General features: G+C 46.6%; 15 protein-coding genes. 7 read left to right on the plus strand and 8 right to left on the minus strand.

Annotated features, from left to right (window positions below; genetic code table 11):
- Positions 1 to 186: 186 nt before the first annotated feature.
- Complete coding sequence (locus tag JWH17_RS02490; RefSeq protein ID WP_205220974.1) at positions 187 to 1,986, minus strand: RiPP maturation radical SAM C-methyltransferase; 1,800 nt, start codon at positions 1,984 to 1,986, stop codon at positions 187 to 189.
- A gap of 924 nt (positions 1,987 to 2,910) precedes the next feature.
- Here JWH17_RS02490 and JWH17_RS02495 point away from each other — a divergent pair.
- Both JWH17_RS02495 and JWH17_RS02500 read left to right on the plus strand, forming a co-directional pair.
- Positions 2,911 to 3,480 (plus strand): CBS domain-containing protein, encoded by a 570-nt coding sequence (locus JWH17_RS02495; RefSeq protein WP_205220975.1) that lies wholly within the window; start codon positions 2,911 to 2,913, stop codon positions 3,478 to 3,480.
- Between the two features lie 86 nt (positions 3,481 to 3,566).
- Positions 3,567 to 4,988 (plus strand): transferase, encoded by a 1,422-nt coding sequence (locus JWH17_RS02500; protein WP_205220976.1) that lies wholly within the window; start codon positions 3,567 to 3,569, stop codon positions 4,986 to 4,988.
- A gap of 171 nt (positions 4,989 to 5,159) precedes the next feature.
- On the opposite strand, the gene JWH17_RS02505 is transcribed toward JWH17_RS02500, so the two are convergent.
- Together JWH17_RS02505 and JWH17_RS02510 are read right to left on the minus strand one after the other, a co-directional pair.
- The gene (locus tag JWH17_RS02505) at positions 5,160 to 5,477 is read right to left on the minus strand and encodes a DUF1104 domain-containing protein (RefSeq protein ID WP_205220977.1); all 318 of its coding nucleotides are present in this window, start codon (positions 5,475 to 5,477) and stop codon (positions 5,160 to 5,162) included.
- Between the two features lie 271 nt (positions 5,478 to 5,748).
- A complete protein-coding gene (locus JWH17_RS02510) occupies positions 5,749 to 6,432 on the minus strand; it encodes a class I SAM-dependent methyltransferase (RefSeq protein WP_205220978.1) in 684 nt (227 codons plus the stop codon).
- A 529-nt stretch (positions 6,433 to 6,961) separates the two neighbouring features.
- On the opposite strand from JWH17_RS02510, the gene JWH17_RS02515 reads away from it, so the two are divergent.
- The 5 genes from JWH17_RS02515 to pta all read left to right on the plus strand — a co-directional run bounded on the left by JWH17_RS02515 (position 6,962) and on the right by pta (position 12,346).
- Positions 6,962 to 7,186: an EF-hand domain-containing protein gene (locus tag JWH17_RS02515; RefSeq protein ID WP_205220979.1), complete on the plus strand. Its 225-nt coding sequence runs from the start codon at positions 6,962 to 6,964 to the stop codon at positions 7,184 to 7,186.
- Positions 7,187 to 7,598: 412 nt separating this feature from the next.
- On the plus strand, positions 7,599 to 8,195 hold the full coding sequence (locus JWH17_RS23600; RefSeq protein ID WP_205220980.1) for an NUDIX hydrolase: 597 nt from the start codon (positions 7,599 to 7,601) through the stop codon (positions 8,193 to 8,195).
- Between the two features lie 67 nt (positions 8,196 to 8,262).
- Positions 8,263 to 9,354 (plus strand): esterase-like activity of phytase family protein, encoded by a 1,092-nt coding sequence (locus tag JWH17_RS02525; protein WP_205220981.1) that lies wholly within the window; start codon positions 8,263 to 8,265, stop codon positions 9,352 to 9,354.
- Between the two features lie 143 nt (positions 9,355 to 9,497).
- Positions 9,498 to 10,145, plus strand: a complete 648-nt coding sequence (locus JWH17_RS02530; protein ID WP_205220982.1) for an HAD family hydrolase — start codon at positions 9,498 to 9,500, stop codon at positions 10,143 to 10,145.
- Positions 10,146 to 10,240: 95 nt separating this feature from the next.
- Positions 10,241 to 12,346, plus strand: a complete 2,106-nt coding sequence (gene pta, locus JWH17_RS02535) for a phosphate acetyltransferase (RefSeq protein WP_205220983.1) — start codon at positions 10,241 to 10,243, stop codon at positions 12,344 to 12,346.
- Positions 12,347 to 12,533: 187 nt separating this feature from the next.
- Here pta and JWH17_RS02540 read toward each other — a convergent pair whose 3' ends face one another.
- From JWH17_RS02540 to JWH17_RS02560, 5 genes are all read right to left on the minus strand, one after another.
- Positions 12,534 to 13,361, minus strand: coding sequence for a DODA-type extradiol aromatic ring-opening family dioxygenase (locus tag JWH17_RS02540; protein ID WP_205220984.1), 828 nt, complete (start codon positions 13,359 to 13,361; stop codon positions 12,534 to 12,536).
- Positions 13,362 to 13,395: 34 nt separating this feature from the next.
- Complete coding sequence (ovoA, locus tag JWH17_RS02545; RefSeq protein WP_232370840.1) at positions 13,396 to 15,507, minus strand: 5-histidylcysteine sulfoxide synthase; 2,112 nt, start codon at positions 15,505 to 15,507, stop codon at positions 13,396 to 13,398.
- A 94-nt stretch (positions 15,508 to 15,601) separates the two neighbouring features.
- Positions 15,602 to 17,023 carry a PDZ domain-containing protein gene (locus JWH17_RS02550; protein WP_205220986.1) on the minus strand — a complete coding sequence of 474 codons (1,422 nt, stop codon included), beginning with the start codon at positions 17,021 to 17,023 and terminating at the stop codon, positions 15,602 to 15,604.
- Positions 17,020 to 17,283: a hypothetical protein gene (locus JWH17_RS02555; RefSeq protein WP_205220987.1), complete on the minus strand. Its 264-nt coding sequence runs from the start codon at positions 17,281 to 17,283 to the stop codon at positions 17,020 to 17,022. The genes JWH17_RS02550 and JWH17_RS02555 overlap by 4 nt, the downstream gene beginning before the upstream one ends.
- Positions 17,284 to 18,051: 768 nt before the next feature.
- A complete protein-coding gene (locus JWH17_RS02560) occupies positions 18,052 to 19,458 on the minus strand; it encodes an MBL fold metallo-hydrolase RNA specificity domain-containing protein (protein WP_205220988.1) in 1,407 nt (468 codons plus the stop codon).
- Between the last annotated feature and the right edge of the window lie 205 nt (positions 19,459 to 19,663).

Consider the following 19,663-nt stretch of genomic DNA (forward strand, 5'->3'; position numbering starts at 1 on the left):
ACTCATGAGAAATTCGGGCTAAATATACTTTCGATGTAGCTACTATATTTGCCGTCCTGACTTTTTTTCTCTTTTTGATACGTTGCATATAGGTCCTTTGCCCCATCAGGTATTTTTTCGTAAACAGTGGCCGAATGTGCTCTCTCCAACAAGTTGATACAGGAAACCTCTGTTTTTGTTGGCAGGCTATGTTGTGTGTCGAATCGCCAGAGAGAGAACCCGGTCATCTTCTTGAAACATAAGACGTTTTGCGCAGAGATCATTGATAAAATTTCTCAAGGCAGGTTCCGTTATTTTTGGAAAAGCCGCGAGGATATCCTCTATACGGGTTGGTGTTACGCAGGAAAGGTAGATTTTTCTGGAAAGGCCTCGTAGCCGGTGAAGCAGGGGCTTGCCTGTTCCTGTTTCCTGGCGGATGATTAAAAAAGTACTGCCGTCACGGTAAAAGAGCGGTGGACGGCCCTGTAGTCTTTTGCTGTGGAAGTGCTGCCATTCCTTTATTTTTTGTTTGACCGGCGCCCACATGGCGTGCTGTTGCTTCCGGTCACCCCGGTAGCTGTTGAGAAGCATGTCCATTCCTTGCAAGTAAGCTTTTGGGAAAAGTTTTTTGTTTTTTGTATGAGGCAGGATCGCCTGGATCGAAAACTCTTCGCTGCGATCGTAGATAGGAGAACCAAGGCCAAGAAAAAAGGTTGCCGGTTCCATTGGTGGGTAGGGCAGCACGAAATCCAGGTGATGCAGTGTTTCTGTAATTTCCGCTTCTGTGGTGGTCGGGAAATCAGTAATCAGGTTGCCTTCCAGGCGGATTCCATATTGACAGCACAGTTTCATGGCCGCAATGTTGTCGATGGCAGTGGTACCTTTTTCCATTTTTTTCAGCAGCGAGGAAGACAGTGCCTCAATCCCAACCTGCACGGTACGCAGACCACCCAGCCGATATAGCTCCAGCTGTTCGGGTTTGGTCAGCGCTCTGATTTCAGCAAAAAAATCAAAATCCATATCAGATTCCGCCAGTGCTGCAAAAAAACGATCAGCTTCTCTGGGCGGTAGCGCATTATCTGTAAAAGTGAAGTGTAACGATTCGTAGGCTTTTGCCAGGTGCAACGTTTCTTCTGTCATCCTGCGGCTGTTTTTAAATCGGTAGTCGTGCCATTGCAGGTTCAGGTTGCAGAAGGTGCATTTGTTCCACCAGCACCCTCTGGAAAATTCCAAAGGTAAGACCGGGATAAAGGGTTGGCTGGGAAAGACCTGTCGCATTTCGTGAAAATAAGAAGAAAAGTCAGGGTAGGGCAGGTCGTCGAGTCGCTGCGGGGCAGGGGCAATATCTGTATGTGGTGTAGACAGCCTGGTATGGACGGTTTGCGGCAGGGATTGCTCCTTAGCTTGAAGAAAACGACATAGCTGAAGCAGTGAGCCTTCTCCTTCGCCATCGATGACATAATCCACCTCCTGGAAATGCTCAGCCAGAGATGCGGCAAGTGGGCCTGAGCAGGAAGAACCTCCAAAAACGATGGGCATCTTTGGCATGCGTTCTTTTATCTTACGAGCCAGGTAAAGGGAGGGCAACAATTGACTAAAACAAACAGTGAAACCGACCAGGTCGTATTGCTTTAGGTCATTTTGGACCAACCACTGTTCCAGGTGGTGCTCCATCACCGCAACCAGCTGGTCAAAGTCAGGAGCTGGATCGATTGCACCGGTTATGCTCTCTTGAAAAAGTTTACGCGCATCTGTTCGTTTTTCAGGGAAGAGCAGGGGGCTGAACAACGCTTCTCCTGCCCATCCTGAAAAGGCCAGTTTGGAGTAAATAGTAGTGCCTATCGCCTTGGCGGTGTGTAAATAGGGATGGAAGGCATCAACCGTGTAATCGGATTCACGTTCCAAAAAACTTTTTAAAGTCCCCAGCTGGATGGAAGGGCGATTGAAAATCGACCAGGGCATGGAAATGAGGGCTATATGCATGGAGGAAGTTGGTTCAGGGATCATAAACGTAGTATCTTTTTTGTTATGGGTACTTTGAAAAAGTAGATTTTTTGACCAAGGCCAAGACCTGGAGAAATTTTACCACAGGCATATAATTGCAATCGGAGTCTTCGTTTACCTCCGAGGGTAAAATTTTGCCATAAGCAAGGGACTGGAAGAAAAAACATTGTTTCAAGAGTTGATGGACTCGTAAAAAGTCCATCACACACTAAAGATGGCTAAGTACAAAAGCGTACAGGTGCCTCATATTTGGACAGGCGCCATTTTTCGCAGGTTAGCGAAGACCCGGTAGCATGCCTTTTTTGTGTTGTCATAAATATGGCCTTTCAATCAAAGAAAACACCATATTTATTTGATAGATTACCACTTTTATGGTGGTGTGCGCTAGTAAGTGGAGGCTGGGAAACAGAACATTGCTAGAGTTGATGCCTGGCCACAAATGACATTAAGGTCCGGTAGTAGCGCTGAACAGTTTCAGCGCAGGGTTTTGACGAGGGTATTTGTTATTCGCTTCTACGTGATAAATTGGTATAAGATAGGAGCAACTAATTGAAATCCAAGCGTTTCTACTTTGTGATCGTCCACCAGGAGCTATATTTTTAGAAAATAATATGTTCATAACCCCTCAATATTATTAATGTAAGACTTTAACGATGCCAAAGCTGTGAGGGCGGATAGGTGTAGCGTATCCATCAATTCCCGGCATCGGCCGCGTGGACAGACTGTGTTTCTTCACCCAGGGTGAAGGCCGGATCGCGGGTAAAAAGGTAAGCGCAGATTCCGTGGCATGCCGGTGAAGGAGTGCTTTGCTTTTTTTCAAGATTTTTACAATCCCTCTATGTACGTTATGTTTCAAATAGAGGTCGGGCCCTGATTGTACTACTGAATACTACTGAAGTTACTTAATTTCGACTAAAAGGAATATTTATGGAGAACATATGTGTCAAAGACCTGATGGTACCAATTTCTGAATATGCCACTGTCGTTGTCGGCACTTCTTTGATTGATGCTGTTTTAGCCCTGGAGGCAGCGCAAGAAGCCTATTGCGCCAGTAAATACGAGCATAGAGCTATTCTTGTTTTAGATGATAACAAGGCTGTTATCGGTAAAGTCGGCCAACTTCGAATATTGAAAGCTATTGAAACCAGATATGACCTTGGCTGTGATGTTGAAAAATTGAGTCAATTTAAATTTAGTGATCAGTATATAGCAGACAAATGTGAGCAGTACAGGTTGGAAGGCCCGATATTGGACCAGGATTCTTTTCGTGCAACGGCAAATAAAAAAGTAGAAGAATTTATGCAGCGGCCTACCCCCGGCGAATTTGTCTCGAAAGAAAGTTCCCTGGATATGGCAATTCATAAACTTGTAGCAGGAACCCATCTCTCTCTTCTTGTTACAAGGAAAGAAGAGATTGTAGGGGTATTAAGGATTGGAGATGTATTCGCTTCTGTTTTTCATGAAATGCGCAAGAGGGAAGGGGAACTGGAAACCTGACCGGTGATGGTTGTCGATATTGAGTCCTCCTTCATTTGATATATTCATCCTGTATACATTGCACTTTTACGGTAGAGAAGAGAAACATGAACGAACTGCAAAAATTATATGAAAGAATTATTCAGCGGGTAAATATCAACCTCCGTGAACTTAATTTTGACACAGAGCCATACTCCACGGGTATAATTCAACCCCAACAGATGGATAAGTTTTATGCTTTTTATGGGATAACAACGGGGCATCCTTTGAATTTGGTATTTGAAAATTCAGGATTAGCTGGGAGCTATTTTTTGGGAAAATGCCGAATTTCCAACTCATTGCTTTACAAGAGTGATATTCGGGGAGACGAGTTGAAGAGAAAAGGGGATCTTTTTAAATATCAGAATTTTGCGATCGACCTAAACGACGACGAATCGATCGATATCAGAACTTCTGCCCTGGCTAAAACTCTGGTCCACAATCATTCGCATGACCCGGAAACTCCTGAAGTGTTCTTTATCAGAGATACGCTTGCCATGGATTACGCAAACATCCATGGCTCGCCGACTGATGGGGCCTTTCTCGGTCCCTTTGCGACTGTTGATTTAACAACCGTCCAGGATAGTGTTATCGGAACGTATTCTTATATTCAGGCGGGAGAAATCAGTCACATGAGAATAGACCCCGGCACGATATGGGTAAACGCACCTGACCAGTTTAACTTTTACTATCGTCATGACCCGGATCTCCTCAAAAAATACGCAACTGTAACCCCGGGTGAACGTCCTCGTGGAATGATATTTGATTTTATTGAGGAACGTGAAGAAGCTTTTCAGCGCCTTTTTGATGCAGTTAATGTTGATGTTATTGAATCTGTGCCCAAAACAGCATCTCTTGATCGGTACGCTGTTGTCCTGCCCAAAACTACCATCGCTGATAATGTTCTTATCTCGCAAAGGGCGTATTTAGAGGATTCGTATATTGGTAAGGGATCAAATGCACAGGAAAATTGTTACATTATCCACTCAAAGCTCGAAGGATATAACGTCACAGCCCATGGTGCCAAGATAATTGAATCGGATCTTGAGCGAGATGTCTTTGTCGGGTTCAATAGTTTCTTGTTAGGAAAAGAGGGGGCAAGGCTGCATGTCGGCCAAGGTTGCATTGTCATGCCGCATACAATTGTCGACATTGATGAACCCTTGCATATTCCAAAGGATCATTTGGTGTGGGGCATCATAAGAAACAATGCTGATCTTGAAAAAAACAGTATTTCTTTTGATGCATTGAAGGCAGAGAAAACCGCATTCAACAAGGGGAATCTGCACTTTGAAGGAAACGGCTACCTTTTTGTCAAAGCATTTAAGGACCGCATTGATCACATTCTTGATGCTAATGGTGCTTTTTTTGACGGAGCAAATAATACCGGTCACGCGCAAAGGAACCAAAATCTGTCACTTAACACGATACAACCTTTTCAATTTGGTGCAATGAAAGGGCTCTACCCCAATATCACCATAGAACTGTAAACAGCAGATAACTGTTCATCGGTCACCCTAAGGAGTCTGCGCACTATCAGGGATCAGGCTGGAAAATAGAGCATTACTTTCGTTAATCAGCATGGGGCTCTCTTCTTTGCTGATGCAGATGGGCGGCAACTGATGGACTTTATTCGAGTCCATCAGTTGCAGGTGAATGATTCAATTATTTTTCCCCTGACCTTGCCCCTGACCAGCGCCCTTCCCAGATCCTTGACCTTTTCCGCCACCGTATCCTTTGCCTTTCCCCTTGCCTGGTCCCATATACTGGGTGCGTTCTTCAGGGGTCATTTGATTGATTCTTTTTTGCCATTCATTGCGAAAGGCATTTCTTTCGGCTTCTGTAGCATTGTACAACGTCCCGCGCACATTGTTTAACTCCTCAGTGGTCATGGTCGTGTAATCAGTGCTCCAGGCAGGGCTGTTCAAGGTAAAGACTGCCAAGGCTGCCAAAAGTGAAGTTGCCATTTTCTTTCTCATGATGTTCTCCTTAATGGTTGAAAAAGTGAATAGGACTATTCCCAGCGTCGCATATCTTGCGTGCATAAGGGACCTTCGTGCATGGATTATTCGTACGTCTTCTACTATGACTCTAAGCAGTATTCATGCCAGGGAAACATTGTGCTGTCAATTATGTGAAAATTACTTGAAATCAGGTAGTTGGGATTTTTTCTGCCGTAAGCTGACTGTTGCAGCGGCGACAAGTTATGCAACCTTCGACGGAATTGTCGAGGGAAGGGGCCTTAAAAGATTATTCTTCGTTTGTATGCCATTGCACTGCCAGGAAAGCTCCTGTCTCAGCATGTTCCCTGTTTCCCTGTAGTTCAATCTCTGGAATGTCTTCAACCCGGGTATTTTTTTGAAAGTGAATGGCCGTCTTGATAACGCAGGGGTGCGGAACCAGCAAACGCATATCCTGCGGTGAACGGAAAGAAACGTTCTGAAAGAGGCTATGCCCCCCGTCTCGGGCATTCTTTTGTCTCTCTATTGCCCATGGACTGAGACTATTTAAAGTGGTAACAACGATACATCCTCCTTTTCGGGTGACTCTATTCAGTTCTGCTATTGCTTTTTCTGCGTCAGCCACAAATTCAATCGCGGTCATGGAAAACACTTTGTCAAAACTGTTGTCAGGAAAAGGGAGGGCACACATATCGCTGCAGAGACCGCTAAAGGCGTCATCTCGAGTACGCTCCAACGCTATTTTCAGCATAGGAAGAGACAGGTCAATGCCGACCACCGTCGTTCCGCAGTCAAGAACATCCTCTGTGAAAATACCCGTGCCGCAGCCCACATCCAAAATCTTCTCGCCTGGCTGGGGATACAGTAGCTCAAGTAACAGCTCAGTTTCATACTTTTTTACAAGCCTTCCTGAAGAGGTTGTAAACCAACGGTCATATTTATCTGTCCATGAGTCAAAAAGTGCGGTGTTCATTTTTTATTTTGGGGTAAAGTGTTAAAATAATGTTGATAGTTGGTGGTATGTTCGAAAATATTTGTACCTTTTCTTTGCAAAAGGAGCCGCATGCCTCCTGTCTGAATATAGTTTCAAGTATCACGTGCCTACACGAACGAAACTGATTTTATCGGCAGAAAGGGCGTCGCCATTTTGTGCATCATGTCTGGAATACTACTCTATTGGTATAAGCTGCTTGTCCTTTATGGGTAACTGGGTAGCTGGTAAATCCAGTTTACTCTCTAATTCATCAAAATTACAAGAGAAGTGTCGCCGACCGGCCACAAGCATTTTCCCGTATTTTCAGGGGGTTTGTTTAGATGGCCTGTAAGGGTGTCTTTTGCCGACAACGGTTATCCATGCTATCTTTAACTTTATATGTCTCTGATTGTTTTATCTTTTTGATATATCGACACTGTTTTGTAGTGGCATACCCCTTGCTAGAGCAGGGCAAGTTATGTGGGAATATATCCCAATATTTCAAAGTAAACAGAAGAGGAATATAATCATGATGAAAAGAACTGTAGTTGCAATGGCCGCTTTGTCTATTTCCCTGGTATCAGGAAATGTCTTTGCCGATACCCATCCCCTTATGGGACTTGATAAGGACCAAGACGGCTTTGTTTCCCTCGAGGAAGCGCAAGAGATGCCGGAAGTGGTTGAAGCGTTCGACGTGCTCGACGTTAACAAGGATGGCAAGCTTGATGCAAAAGAGTTATTCGCCCTTAAATAGAACCTAAATCTTGCAGGATTTAGGTAGAAGTAATTAGTATTCGACGACGGGTTCCGGTTTTGGTCGAGTCCGTCGTCGTTTTTGTTAGAAGATTATATGGTGTAGCTGAAATAATTTTTCTTATAAGTTGTACCTACTTGTTATCCTAACCTTTCGCTTTTCAAGCCGCAGCGCACTACCCACCTGTTTGTGGTTATGAAAAATTTCTTTTGCAGTATTCCATAGCTTTCCTCATAGTCTTTCCTCGCAAGTTTATATGCCTGCATTGTAAATAAAAATGCATCTTTTTGAGGCGCATCCAGGCACTGTGAAAATGTTCATCAGTCCAAAGCCCTGGAGCATTAACAAGGAATTGATAGTCCACACACTGTCCATCCTGGGGTGAGTGTGGTATATATTCACAGGTTAATGCGTGTCGTTTCCCAATATGAAAAAGAAGAAGGCAATCATCATGGGCGATAAAAACAACTTGAATGGCTGGGAACTGGCCGAAGAAAAGGAACTGCTTAAAACCTCATTGGGGAGCATTTGGTCCGGTCCTGCTAAATGTCGCAGGAGTGGTAGGGAAAAGGAATTTTTTTTGTTTGATTTTACAGACTGGGTAAATGTTGTTGCTGTGACCCCTGACAACCAGTTGGTCATGATTCGTCAATTTCGTTATGGCAGTCGCCGCCAGGAAATTGAAATCCCCGGCGGAATGATCGATCCCGGTGAAGATCCCATAACCGCGGGTTGCCGTGAACTGCTGGAGGAAACCGGTTATTCCGGCAGCGATCCGCTGATTATCGGTAAGGTGTGTCCTAATCCAGCTTTGCAGCGCAATTACTGTTATACGGTCATGGTACGGGACGCTGTGAAATCCGCTGAGCCCAGATTTGACGATATGGAAGATATAGAGTGTTTTCTTCATTCGTATGCAGAGGTGGCGTCGCTTGTCAGAGCTGGGACGATTGATCATGGGTTGGTATTGAACGCCTTGATGTTTTACAAAATGGCGGAGCTTTTTTGAGAAAGACCTCTCTTTCATTCAATATGATTTTTCCAGAAGCATTTTACCCGGAAAGGAAGGGAAAAAGATGAAAAGTTTGTTGTTAGTGCCATTGCTGCTTATGCAACTTAGCGTTTTGCAGGCCTGCGCAGTAACCCTGGAGTTGATCGGGGATCAGAATTTCCGCTACGATACCCAGGTTGGGGGGACTGTTTTTAACGGACTGTCAGGGCTGGCCTATGATCTTGAAGAAAGCTGCTTCTATGCTGTTTCCGATGACAGGTCACAGTTTCATTCGGCAAGATATTATGTGCTTGCTGTGGATGATGATGACGGGTTCACTCTTACACCTCAAAAGGTGATATTTTTTCAAGACGCCGACCGGCAGTTTTTCAAGAAAAATAAAATCGATTTTGAGGGACTGGCAATCCTGGGGAACAAAAATTTGCTCGTCAGCAGCGAAGGGCCTGTGGAGCAGGGAGAAGAACCGTCGCTAACCGAGTTTCGCATGGACGGTAGTTTTGTAAAACAGTGGAATCTTCCTTCGCAATTTATACAGGGGCTGGAAGGGGAGAAAGGCGTTCGGGAAAATCTTGGGTTGGAAGCCTTAACCGTGACACCGAATTTCGAATGCATCTTTACCGCAAATGAGCAGGCCCTGAAGCAGGATGGCAAGAAAACCACCATTGTAAATGGTTCACCTGTCCGTATTATTAAGTATTCAAAAAGTGGGAAAGTTTTAGCCCATTATCCCTATATGGTTTCACCGGTACCGAATCCTACCGGCATGAATGCATTGCAAGGGGGGAACGGTCTGGTTGAACTACTTGCCCTTGATGAGTATCGTTTACTTGCCATGGAGAGAAGCTGGGTCACCACGCTTAACAAAGTTTATATTCGTATCTACCTGATCGACCTGGAAGAGGGGAGAGATGTTTCATCTGTGCAATCATTGAAATCTCTAAACAGGGAGAGCGGGTTTGTTAAGAAAACATTGGTTCTTGACCTGGATAGCCTCCTGCCGCTTCCAGATCCGGAGTACAGCTCTCTGGACAACATAGAAGGTATGTCGTTTGGACCCGACCTGCCGGACGGTAGCAAAACGCTTTTTCTGGTGTCCGATGGCAACTTTAATACATCTCAGCGCACGCTTTTTCTGGCATTCAAAATACGCTTATAAGAAGATGGCTCATGGTGGAAAGTTGAGCGTGGTTACCGGAAAGAGGAGACGTATTTGCTGAAAGCTACCGTTGTCGTTTTAGGATCGGGTGAATCTTTTATAACAAAGTATCAGTGGGTCTTTTCAGAGACTGGAGATATAGAATGAAATCGTATGACAGCTATCTTTTTGATGCCGATGGCACCCTTTTCGACACTGTGGATCTCATCTGCACATGTTTTCAATATGTTGCTGAAAAATATGCAGGAAAAACCATGGAGAGAAGTACCATTATTGATGGTATTGGCCTGCCGCTCAAGAGTCAACTCATCACTCATTTGGGCGCCGAGCAGGATCATGATCAGATTCTTGATGATTATCTCCAATACCAGCTCAGTATTATGGAACAAAGCATCAGCCCGTTTCCCCATGTTATCGAAACATTGGAGCTGCTTAAAGGCGCCGGCAAACAACTGGCCGTTGTCACCTCACGAAGAAGATTCAGCCTGGAGCAAATCCTTGAGTCTACGGATACTCACAAGTATTTTGATGTGTTGATAACCCCGGAAGACACAACCAATCATAAGCCCGACGCCGAACCCGCGCTCAAGGCTATGTCGCTGCTTAATGCCGATAAAGCCAGTACCGTTTTTATCGGCGACGCCCTCTATGATATCTGCAGCGGAGCCGGCGCCGGTATCGATACCATTTTTGTCAACTGGAGCCATGCGCATGTCTCCTCCCTTCCTGTTGCTCCCACCTGGTCGATTGACTCTTTACAGGAACTGACTGTGTGCCTCCGCAACAGGTAGATGGGAAAATGATGATGTAGGAAAAGCAGCTCAGATAGTCAGGAAACTCCTCGGTAAACATCTTTTATTAAGAGATCACTTAAAAAGGTTCGCTCATGTCTAAAAATCTGTATGTTACAGCACTTGAGCCGCAAAGCGGCATGTCTGTGGTCACCTTGGGAATCATGGAATTTTTGGTGCGAAATCTTGAGCGGGTGGCTTTTTTCAGACCCATTATCAACGTCTCTCGCCATGCAGATGGTATCGATAAAATTCTTCACCTGATTTCCACCCACTATGATTTGAAATTATCCTATGAGCAGATGTATGCCTTTACCTTTGATGAGGCACAAAATCTGATATCGGAAGATAAAACAGGGCAACTGGTTGAAGGGATACTGACCAAGTATAAGGCCCTTGAAAGTGAGCATGATTTCGTCCTTTGCCTGGGAACGGATTTTGAGAGTGACTCCTCGGCGTTTGAGTTTGAGCTGAATGCGGATATTGCCAACAATCTCAGGTGCCCGATTCTGATGATAGCCAATGGCTATGAGGGTTCGGTCGATGGTATGCTGAAAACCTGTAAATTTGCCATTGAAGCTTTTGAGGACAAAGGTTCCAGTGTGTTGGCAATGATCCTCAACCGAACACCTGTCCATTTGCAGGAAAACATTTCTGCTTTCTTGCTCGATAGCCTCCGGGAGAAGGTGGAGCTTATCTATTCCATCCCCCACGACGAATCCCTGGAAATGCTCACCATGGCTGAAATAGTTGCCGCACTTGACGGGGAAGTTATCTATGGGCAAGGGCAACTCAGCAGGCTGGCTACTCGTTTTGTTGTGGCGGCAATGAACCTGCAAAACTATCTGCCCACCCTTGCCGATGATGACCTGGTCATCACTCCTGCAGACCGTCTTGATATCATTTTAGGCACTATGGCTGCCTATCGTTCCACAAACATGCCCAATATCGCAGGTATGGTCCTCACTGGGTACCTGCAACCCGAAAAAACACTCCAGGACTTGCTCGAAGGGGCTGAAGGGCTGGTTCCCATTGTTAAGGTTGAAGATGATACCTTTAGCACTGCCTCCAAGATCAAGGCTATCCGCAACTACATCACGCCCGAATCCACCCGTAAAATTGCCACTGCGCTGGGGCTCTTTGAGGCCAATGTGGACACCACGGCATTACGCAAGAGAATTATTCGTTTTTCCAGCCTGTACACCTCGCCCAAAATGTTTGAGTTTGGCCTGATTAAACGCGCCAGGACCAACAAGCAGGTTATTGTGCTTCCCGAAGGGGAAGAGGAACGTATCTTGCGAGCAGCAGAAATACTTATCCATCGGGATGCGGTGAAAATTATTTTGCTGGGCAGGTCCAAAGCGATCCTCAAAAAAATAGTTGATTATGGGCTCTCGCTAACCGGTATCGAGATTATTGATCCAATTCAATCCGAGCATTTTGAAGACTATGCCGCCACATACTACGAGCTTCGTCGGCACAAAGGGATTACCCCGGATAATGCCCGCGATGTCATGTCCGGGGTTAACCACTTCGGCACCATGATGGTCTACAAAGGGCATGCCGATGGTATGGTGTCAGGTTCTGTGCATTCAACTCTGCAGACTGTTCGCCCCGCACTGGAATTTGTAAAAACCAAGCCGGGCAGCACCATCATGTCAGGGGTGTTTTTCATGTGCCTGGAAGACCGTGTGCTCGCCTATGCCGACTGCGCTGTCAACCCCAGGCCCACTGCCGAGCAGCTGGCGGAGATTGCCATTGAAACGTCTAAAACAGCCAGGTTGTTCGGCATTAATCCACTGGTTGCCATGCTTTCTTATTCTTCCGGTTCATCGGGAAAAGGTGAAGAGGTGGATAAGGTGAAAAAAGCCACCGAAATTGCCCATAAACTTGCTCCGGAGCTGATGCTCGAAGGGCCGATCCAGTACGACGCTGCCGTTGATGCCACGGTTGCCAAGACCAAAATGCCGGAGAGCAGCGTTGCCGGAAAGGCAACAGTCTTTATTTTTCCCGATCTCAATACCGGCAACAACACTTACAAAGCAGTGCAGCGTTCAGCAGGGGCGGTGGCAATCGGCCCGATTATGCAGGGTCTGAACAAACCGGTAAATGACCTGAGCCGTGGCTGCCTGATACCAGACATTGTGAACACGGTCGCCATTACCGCCATCCAGGCACAGGCGGAGAAAGGGTTGATGTAAGTTTGGATTGGGATTTCATTTATCTGTAACAGCATGAGACGTGATTGCACCCTGTTAATAGTCCGGCCAGTATTGGTAATAGTTATTTGAAGCGCGTACAGCCTCCGTTTTACTTAAGATGGTAAACAAGAGACTTTCCGGTAGTATAAGAACTACTCGTAGCTGCGCTGGATTGTGAAAATGGCCTTTAGTTAGCCAATATGCTGGATTGCTCTGCTGACCAATAGTACATGCTTGATTTCCTATCCAAAATTCGAAGTTCAAAAAAATCGGAACAATGGGTGCGGGTAAGAGCATAGCAAACATGTAATGGGAGCAGATGCTCTTCTCGGGGATGGCAAAAATCGGCAAAAGGGGCTTGGTGCCACTGGGTGAGCCTTTGTGCTCTTTCCGCTTCCTCAATATCCGGGTTCGAACAGGTCTCCACCAGCCAACTTTCAAAAGATACATTCATTGCTTCCGATTCGCTGGTAACAGGTGTGAAAAAGGCATTCATGTTGTGAAAGGAAAAGCCGGAACCAATCACAAGTAGATTTTCATGAGCCAGGTCTTGGAGAATTTCTCCTATCCGAAGATGTTCAGCAGGGTCGAGGCCGCTAACAAGGGACACCTGTACACAAGGAATATCAGCATCCGGATACATTATTTTTAGGGGGACAAACACACCATGATCAAAACCTCTTTGGCCATCCAGCCTGGAGGCAACACCTTTCTTTTCAAATATCTCGTGGAGTTGGTTGGCTAGCCCGGGGTCGCCTGGGCAGGCGTACTGAATGGTGTAGGATTCTTCTGGAAACCCAGAGTAGTCATACAAAAGAGCTGGGCGTGCCGCCGAGGTGATGGTGGCTACGTTTTCTTCCCAGTGCGCACTGATGATGAGGATAGCCGATGGCTTTGGTATGTGGTCTGCAATTTTTTTTAAGCAGGCAACCATCTCTTTATGCCCTGCGTCCCCAAGAAGAGGCGAAGGGCCGCCCCCATGAGACAAAAACAATACTTGTGGTTTGTTTGTCACCGAAATCTTCTCCTGTAATGGGTGGTACGCTGAGTTAATCGGCGCGCTTTTCCCATGCTGTCATCTGGGCAATGGTGTGTTGAAATTTTCTTTTGGTCTCCCGCAGCACAAAAGGTATATCCTGTGGGTCTGTCGCCATCCGAAAGTGCTTGCTGAGGATCTCCTGCAAACCTTCCAAGGTGGTATAGGGCTCGCCATCCCGCCTGAAGCCACCTATCCAGTTTTCTTTTTTGGTGAATTCGTCAAGCCAGGTGTAAGGGGAGGTTAAGACCAGCAATCCACCGGGGTGCAGACGCTCATGAATGGTGGTTAAAAACGTACGAGGATCATAGAGACGGTCCAGCAGATTGGCTGCTACAATCAGATCATAGCCGGTAAAGCGGGGTTTTAAATTTGAGGCATCGGCCTGGAAAAATTCAACCTTGTTTTTTGTCGATTCCAGGCCGAAGTCGGCGAGTTTCCGCTCGTGATAGGAAGTAATCTCCCCCTCCTCAGTAAGTCCGTAATGGGTTGCCCCCTTTTCCTGCATTTGAAAAGCGATGCGGATGAAACGGGCCGAAAAATCCAACCCCTGAACAAAATCAAACTCCTTGGCCAGCTCAAAGGTGGTTCTGCCCACTGCACAGCCAAGATCCAACGCTTTCTTTTTCGGTCTGTTTTCCATCAAGGCAAGACAGTGAGCAGCCACGGTGGCTGAAAAATTAGCAACATCGAAATAACTTTTTCCGTAATGGGCCTCACAGTACTGAGAAACAGCACCATCGGTTTCGTACATGGCCTCAGGTTGGACAAGAGGCTGCTTGGCCTCAACGTAGCGAAAACCAGCATGCTGAAAGAAATGTCGCCGAAATGCATAACGCGCATCTTTAGTCGCTTCATTGCCGGTGGATATCCATGATCCACCCTTTATTAAGTTGTGGCGGGTGTCAAAGGTGGGGGTGGAAAAATCATCATAGCATGGGTGGACCTCAAAACCGGTAAAGCCGGAAATCGGGGTCTCGGTCCATTGCCAGACATTGCCGATGATATCGTAAAAATCACCCACTGGAAAACGGGTAACCGGGCAGGAGGAGGCCCAGTATTCCAAATTAATGTTTCCCGGTGCTTTGTCCCAGTATGGCTGGTCGGCAATCGGTTGCAGGCTCCTCAGGCGATACCATTCATCTTCGCTTGGCAGGCGGATGGGCTTACCGGTTTTATCTGCCATCCAGTTACAGAATGCCTTGGCCTCAAGATAGTTAACCTCAACCGGCCAATCCCATGGCATCTCGATAATACTGGTCATGGTACGATACTGGTAACCGTCTTTGCCCGGTATCCAGAACAAGGGATGCTGCGCCTGCGAAAAAGAAACCCAGTTCCAGCCTTCTTCCGTCCAAAATTGTTGCTGTTTGTACCCGTGATCCTCTACAAAAGAGAGGTATTCCTTGTTGGAGACCAGATACTTTGCAGCAGCAAAATCCCAGACTTCAGCTTCATGAACCCCGAATTCATTATCCCAGCCATAGAGCGGGTCATTTTTGTGCTTGCCTACAACAACTTTGCCACCTTTTACCGGTATTAAGCTGTTTTCAGGTGGCTCATTGCTTTGTTCACAGATCTTCCATACGTCAAGCTGTCGCACCTGATCTATGGGCAAGCGGCGAATGATTACCGAGGAGGTTTCCAGATGGATGCGCTGATGTTCAATTCCCATCATCATCACCCAAAAGGGACTCTCCCAGGTGATGGGCATCTCCAGCGGCAGGGTGGAAATTAATTGATCCACAAAGTTCCTGACCTGTACCCTGTATTCCTTAACAGCCTCCACCGATGGCCAATCGTAGTGGGAACTGTCCAGATCATCCCACGACATCTCATCCACACCCACTGCAAACATGGACTCAAAGGTGTGGTTAATGCGGGTGGTGGTTAATTTGGCGATGATCAGCTTGTTCATGTAAAATGTCGCCGTGTGGGCCAGGTAAAAAATCAGCGGATGCCGCAAAGGTTCAGCCCTCAGGTAAAAGGCTTCGTCCCCAGCCAGAGTGCCGTATAGTTGGTCCTCAAGGGCAAAGGTGTCGTGGAAATACTGACGAATCTCTGCCCGCTTCTCCTCAGCAGTTCCCTGGTTCAAAATAGTGGTCTTGGTCACACGACGATTCATCTTCACTCCTTCGGGTAAATACAGTTCAAAACCCTATCAACGGCAAAACAAATAAAAAGTTGGATGTTAAGGGTATGTGTCTGCTTTGATTATTCTAAATGGGCATTGTTGCCGCTCCCAGGATGCCGCTGGGGATAGTTGCATCCTGCCTTTCGAAGCGGTTCTGGGCGTTGAGCCTTAGCCAGGTGAGAGAAACAGCTTCAGCTTTTTGGGCGGATTTTACCGCCTCAACAAAAGTTGACATGTCGGAGATCTCCTGCCCGTTGTACGCAATGAGTATATCTCCTATTCTCAATTCGGCTTGTTGAGCATTGCTGCCGGGAGTAATTTTGAAAATGTACACCCCACCAGATATGTTCAATAGGTCAATCTGGAGCGTTAATTGTTGGGCTGTGTGGGCATAGCGTCTGGCTGTGGGGTCGGTTGCGGTAAACATCTCACCATAGCGGGAAAATGCGGCTACTGCCTCTGCCGTGCGTCCGAGTCTGCGTAAAGAGATGGCCTTAGCAACAACCTGGCTCCAGGTGTCGGTAGGATTAATTGTGAGCCGTTGGCCTATTTCCTTGAAGGTGCCTAATTTTTCCTGGCTCAATTGTTTTGCCAGAGGAATCAGGGCCGCTTTCTCATCAAGCTCTTTGGATCTCGTTTGCAGTAGCTTCACCTGCAAACGAGATGCTTCTTGCTGGTCGATGGGTTTCTTTGGTTGCAGATGCTCAAGGGCCTGCAGGGTCGATGTGGCCGAGTCCGGAAGTGATACAGGATCTTGGCCGGTGTTGGCATAACGTAAAATGGCCAAAGCGTATAAATGGGCCATTTGAGATTCGATAAATAAGAGCTGTTTGGCAATCTGTAGTTTGCGGCTACTGTATTCTCTCTGGAGTTCGTTCGGTTCGTTTCCTATTGTTCCATTGTATGTAAGTGCAGCCAGAAAATCTTCGGTAACACGTTCCACTTCCGCTAGTTGCAGGTAGAACCTGCGAAATATTTCCGTGTCCATGCCGCTGTCGCGCAGGTCTTTCATAAACGAACGACCACTTTCGGTTGGTAAGGGGTTGCTGTTCATCAACTGGCGCAATGTGTTGATTTTGTGCTCAATGATGAGGTGATTGTATCCTGCGGCAAAGTCTTGCTGGAGCGCGGGAGCCATTTTTTGCCGTACTTGGTCTAATTGTTCTGCAAAGCTGTCCGGTTCCAAAATAGCGTCGAAAAAACCGAGTCGTTCGTCAAGGCTGGAAATAGTGGTCAGGATTTCACCGATTATCGCTTTTTTTGCCTGTTTGATATGGTCAATTCGTTTATGAATGCGCCACGCTTCCAGGCCGATACCGGCAATCGATACGCTCAGTGCAAGCACAAAGCCGAAGTTTAACATCTTGTGCAGGATGAGCGCGGTTGCCTTGCCTGTAACTTTGCTCAACAACCCAGATTGCAGAATGAACTTAAACAAACCAAACACACCCAACAAGAGCACACCGACAAGGGTGAGGGGATGGCTGAGAAAAGAGGCAATGTTCATGGCTTGGCCTGTTGGCCCTCCATCCAGATCTGGAAAACAGCCAGGCCAACGCCCAGAATGGCAAGGATGACGATCAGCCAGAAGCCGTATTGGAGTATCTTGTATTTGAGGTGGCCGCTGTCTTTAGCGTTTGGCTTGCTCAAGACGCCTTTTTCAAGCATCTTGTGGTGAACACTGAAACCCAAATACACTGCCAATCCGACGAGAATCAGAGGTGGAGTAAGGTGTTTGGCAATTTGAATAAAATTAACAATTTCCATGGCCTGGGTGTGTGTAGAAAGACGTTGAGTGTGGTCAAATCTTGTTATTGATCTCTGGGAAAAGGCCAATGAAAACCCAAGGGCCTCCCTAGGAGCCTGTCGGACTAAACCCTTTTCCCTCAACTCGGCGTTATTGACGAAAAAATAATGCTCGCAATATTAACTGTATGGCTGTGTTTGTTTTTTCGACAATGCCTAGATTTGAAGAAAAAATTGCTCAATCCGACAGCCTCCTAGGTACAAATTTTGACCTTAGTAGCCAACAATGCACTGCCGCATCAGCTAAGAATTAACCAAAAGGTTACAAAGAATTCCGTACCATATTTTTTTGTATTTTTCTTCTTTGTTTCATCGATTATTTATCTTATGAACCTCACCAGCAAGCCGACCGTTGTTGTTGAGGCGAACCTCTTCGTGGTACTGTCAGTTTCGGTAACAACGGGGTGTATACAGTTGACTTGGATGGGTCGATACGCCCCCGTTGGTCGTGGTTCCTTTTGTTTATACCTAAATCCTGCAATTGGAAATTTCGGAGTCTACGCTACCTGCCGAAGATGTGAGGCACCGGAGGCGCAGACGTATAAAAATACTTCAAGCCTTCGGTAACGTAGCAGATTTGGTGAAATTGCCGATCCCGAAGGGCGTTGAAGGTGAGAAAAAATAGGTTCACTCAAACCGTGAATAGAACTTCAAATCAATTTTCTGCTCAATATGTTGTTTTTTAAAATAGAATTTATTTTTTCTAACATTCGACGTGCAGGACTTAGGTTATATTGTAACACTCTGGTGCGGTTCAGGAACCTGCACTGATGGTAGGCCGATTTGTGAACGTAGTGCTTCTGCGAGGGCATTGGCCGATTCCTCTTCGCCATGTATCACAAAGGTGTGTGCCGGTTTTTTTTGCATAACGCTGGCCCATGCAAGCAGGCCTTCCCGATCGGCGTGACCGCTGAATCCGGTCAGCACCTCAATTTTGGCCCTGACCGCATATTTTTCGCCGAATATACTGACTTCCTCGTTCCCTTCTACAATTCTTCTGCCCAAGGTGTAGGGAGACTGCCATCCGGTGATCAGGATGGTGTTTTTGGGGTCACCAATCCGGCTTTTGAGGTGGTGAAGAATGCGCCCTCCTTCCATCATGCCGCTGGCACTTATGACAATGGCCGGTTTATCAGACGCGCTCAATGCCTTTGACTCTTCGACTGAGGCCGTGTAGTTCATCGTTTCAAAACCGAACGGGTCGTTTTCTTTGTCCTGCAGCATAAATTCAAGAATTTCCTCGTCATAGGATTCAGGGTGCAGGCGGAAAATGTCGGTCGCCCTTGTCGCCAGCGGACTGTCGACATAAATGGGCATTGGCGGGATATCGCCGTGCTCAAAAAGTTTATGGAGGGTATATACGATCTGCTGGGTCCTGCCGACGGCAAATGCAGGAAGCAGAAGCGTTCCGCCGCGTTCATAGGTTTCGTTGACAATTCGTTTCAGCTCTTTTTCAGACTCGGGGTAGGGGGGGTGCGACCTGTTGCCGTAGGTGCTTTCCATGATCAACACATCGGCTCCTTCAGTGATCGGCTGCGGGTCGCGTATAATTGGGATGCCTGGACGTCCGATATCGCCGCTGAACACAAGTCTGATGTCTCTGCCTGTCTCTTCCTCGTAAATGTCAAGCACCACATGGGCGCTGCCCAGCATGTGCCCGGCATCTATAAGTGTAAGCTCAATCCCTGGGAAAATTTGACGTTTACGGTTGTAGGCCATGCCTATAAACTGTTCCATCGAACGGACAACGTCTTCCTTGGTGTATAGGGGTTCGAAGGGGACTTTCCCATCCCTTTCCCGTGCACGATTGACGAATTCAACCTCTCTGGTCTGGAGATAGGCGCTGTCCATCAACATCACGGCACACAAATCGCGTGTAGCAGAAGTGCAGATAATATCGCCTTTGAAACCGTTTCTGACCCTGCATGGTATATTGCCGGAATGATCGATGTGGGCATGGGAAAGGATGATAGCATCAAGATCACCGTCACAGGGGTTTTGCCGGTTCAAATGAAATGCTTCTTTGCGTCTTCCCTGAAACAGGCCACAGTCAAGAAGCAGCCGCAGACCATTGACCTCGATCAAATGCTGGGAACCGGTTACTGTTTTCGCTGCGCCAAGAAAGGTAATTTTCATGAGTTCTCCCTACAAAAAAGGTGATTACCCGAAAGATGGAGTGAGATATAGGCTGAATTACACCTTAACATAACAGAAATATTTAGAAAATCGAGCGAAATGGTTTACACTTGTACGGTGGCTTGCTAATGGGGCGCCTGCATCATCTCGCGCTGTATATCTCCTTTACAGGGAGGATTGATAACGTGTTATAATGCCTGTCTGC

It is taken from the genome of Desulfogranum marinum (assembly GCF_016918565.1).
Lineage (GTDB): Bacteria > Desulfobacterota > Desulfobulbia > Desulfobulbales > Desulfobulbaceae > Desulfogranum > Desulfogranum marinum.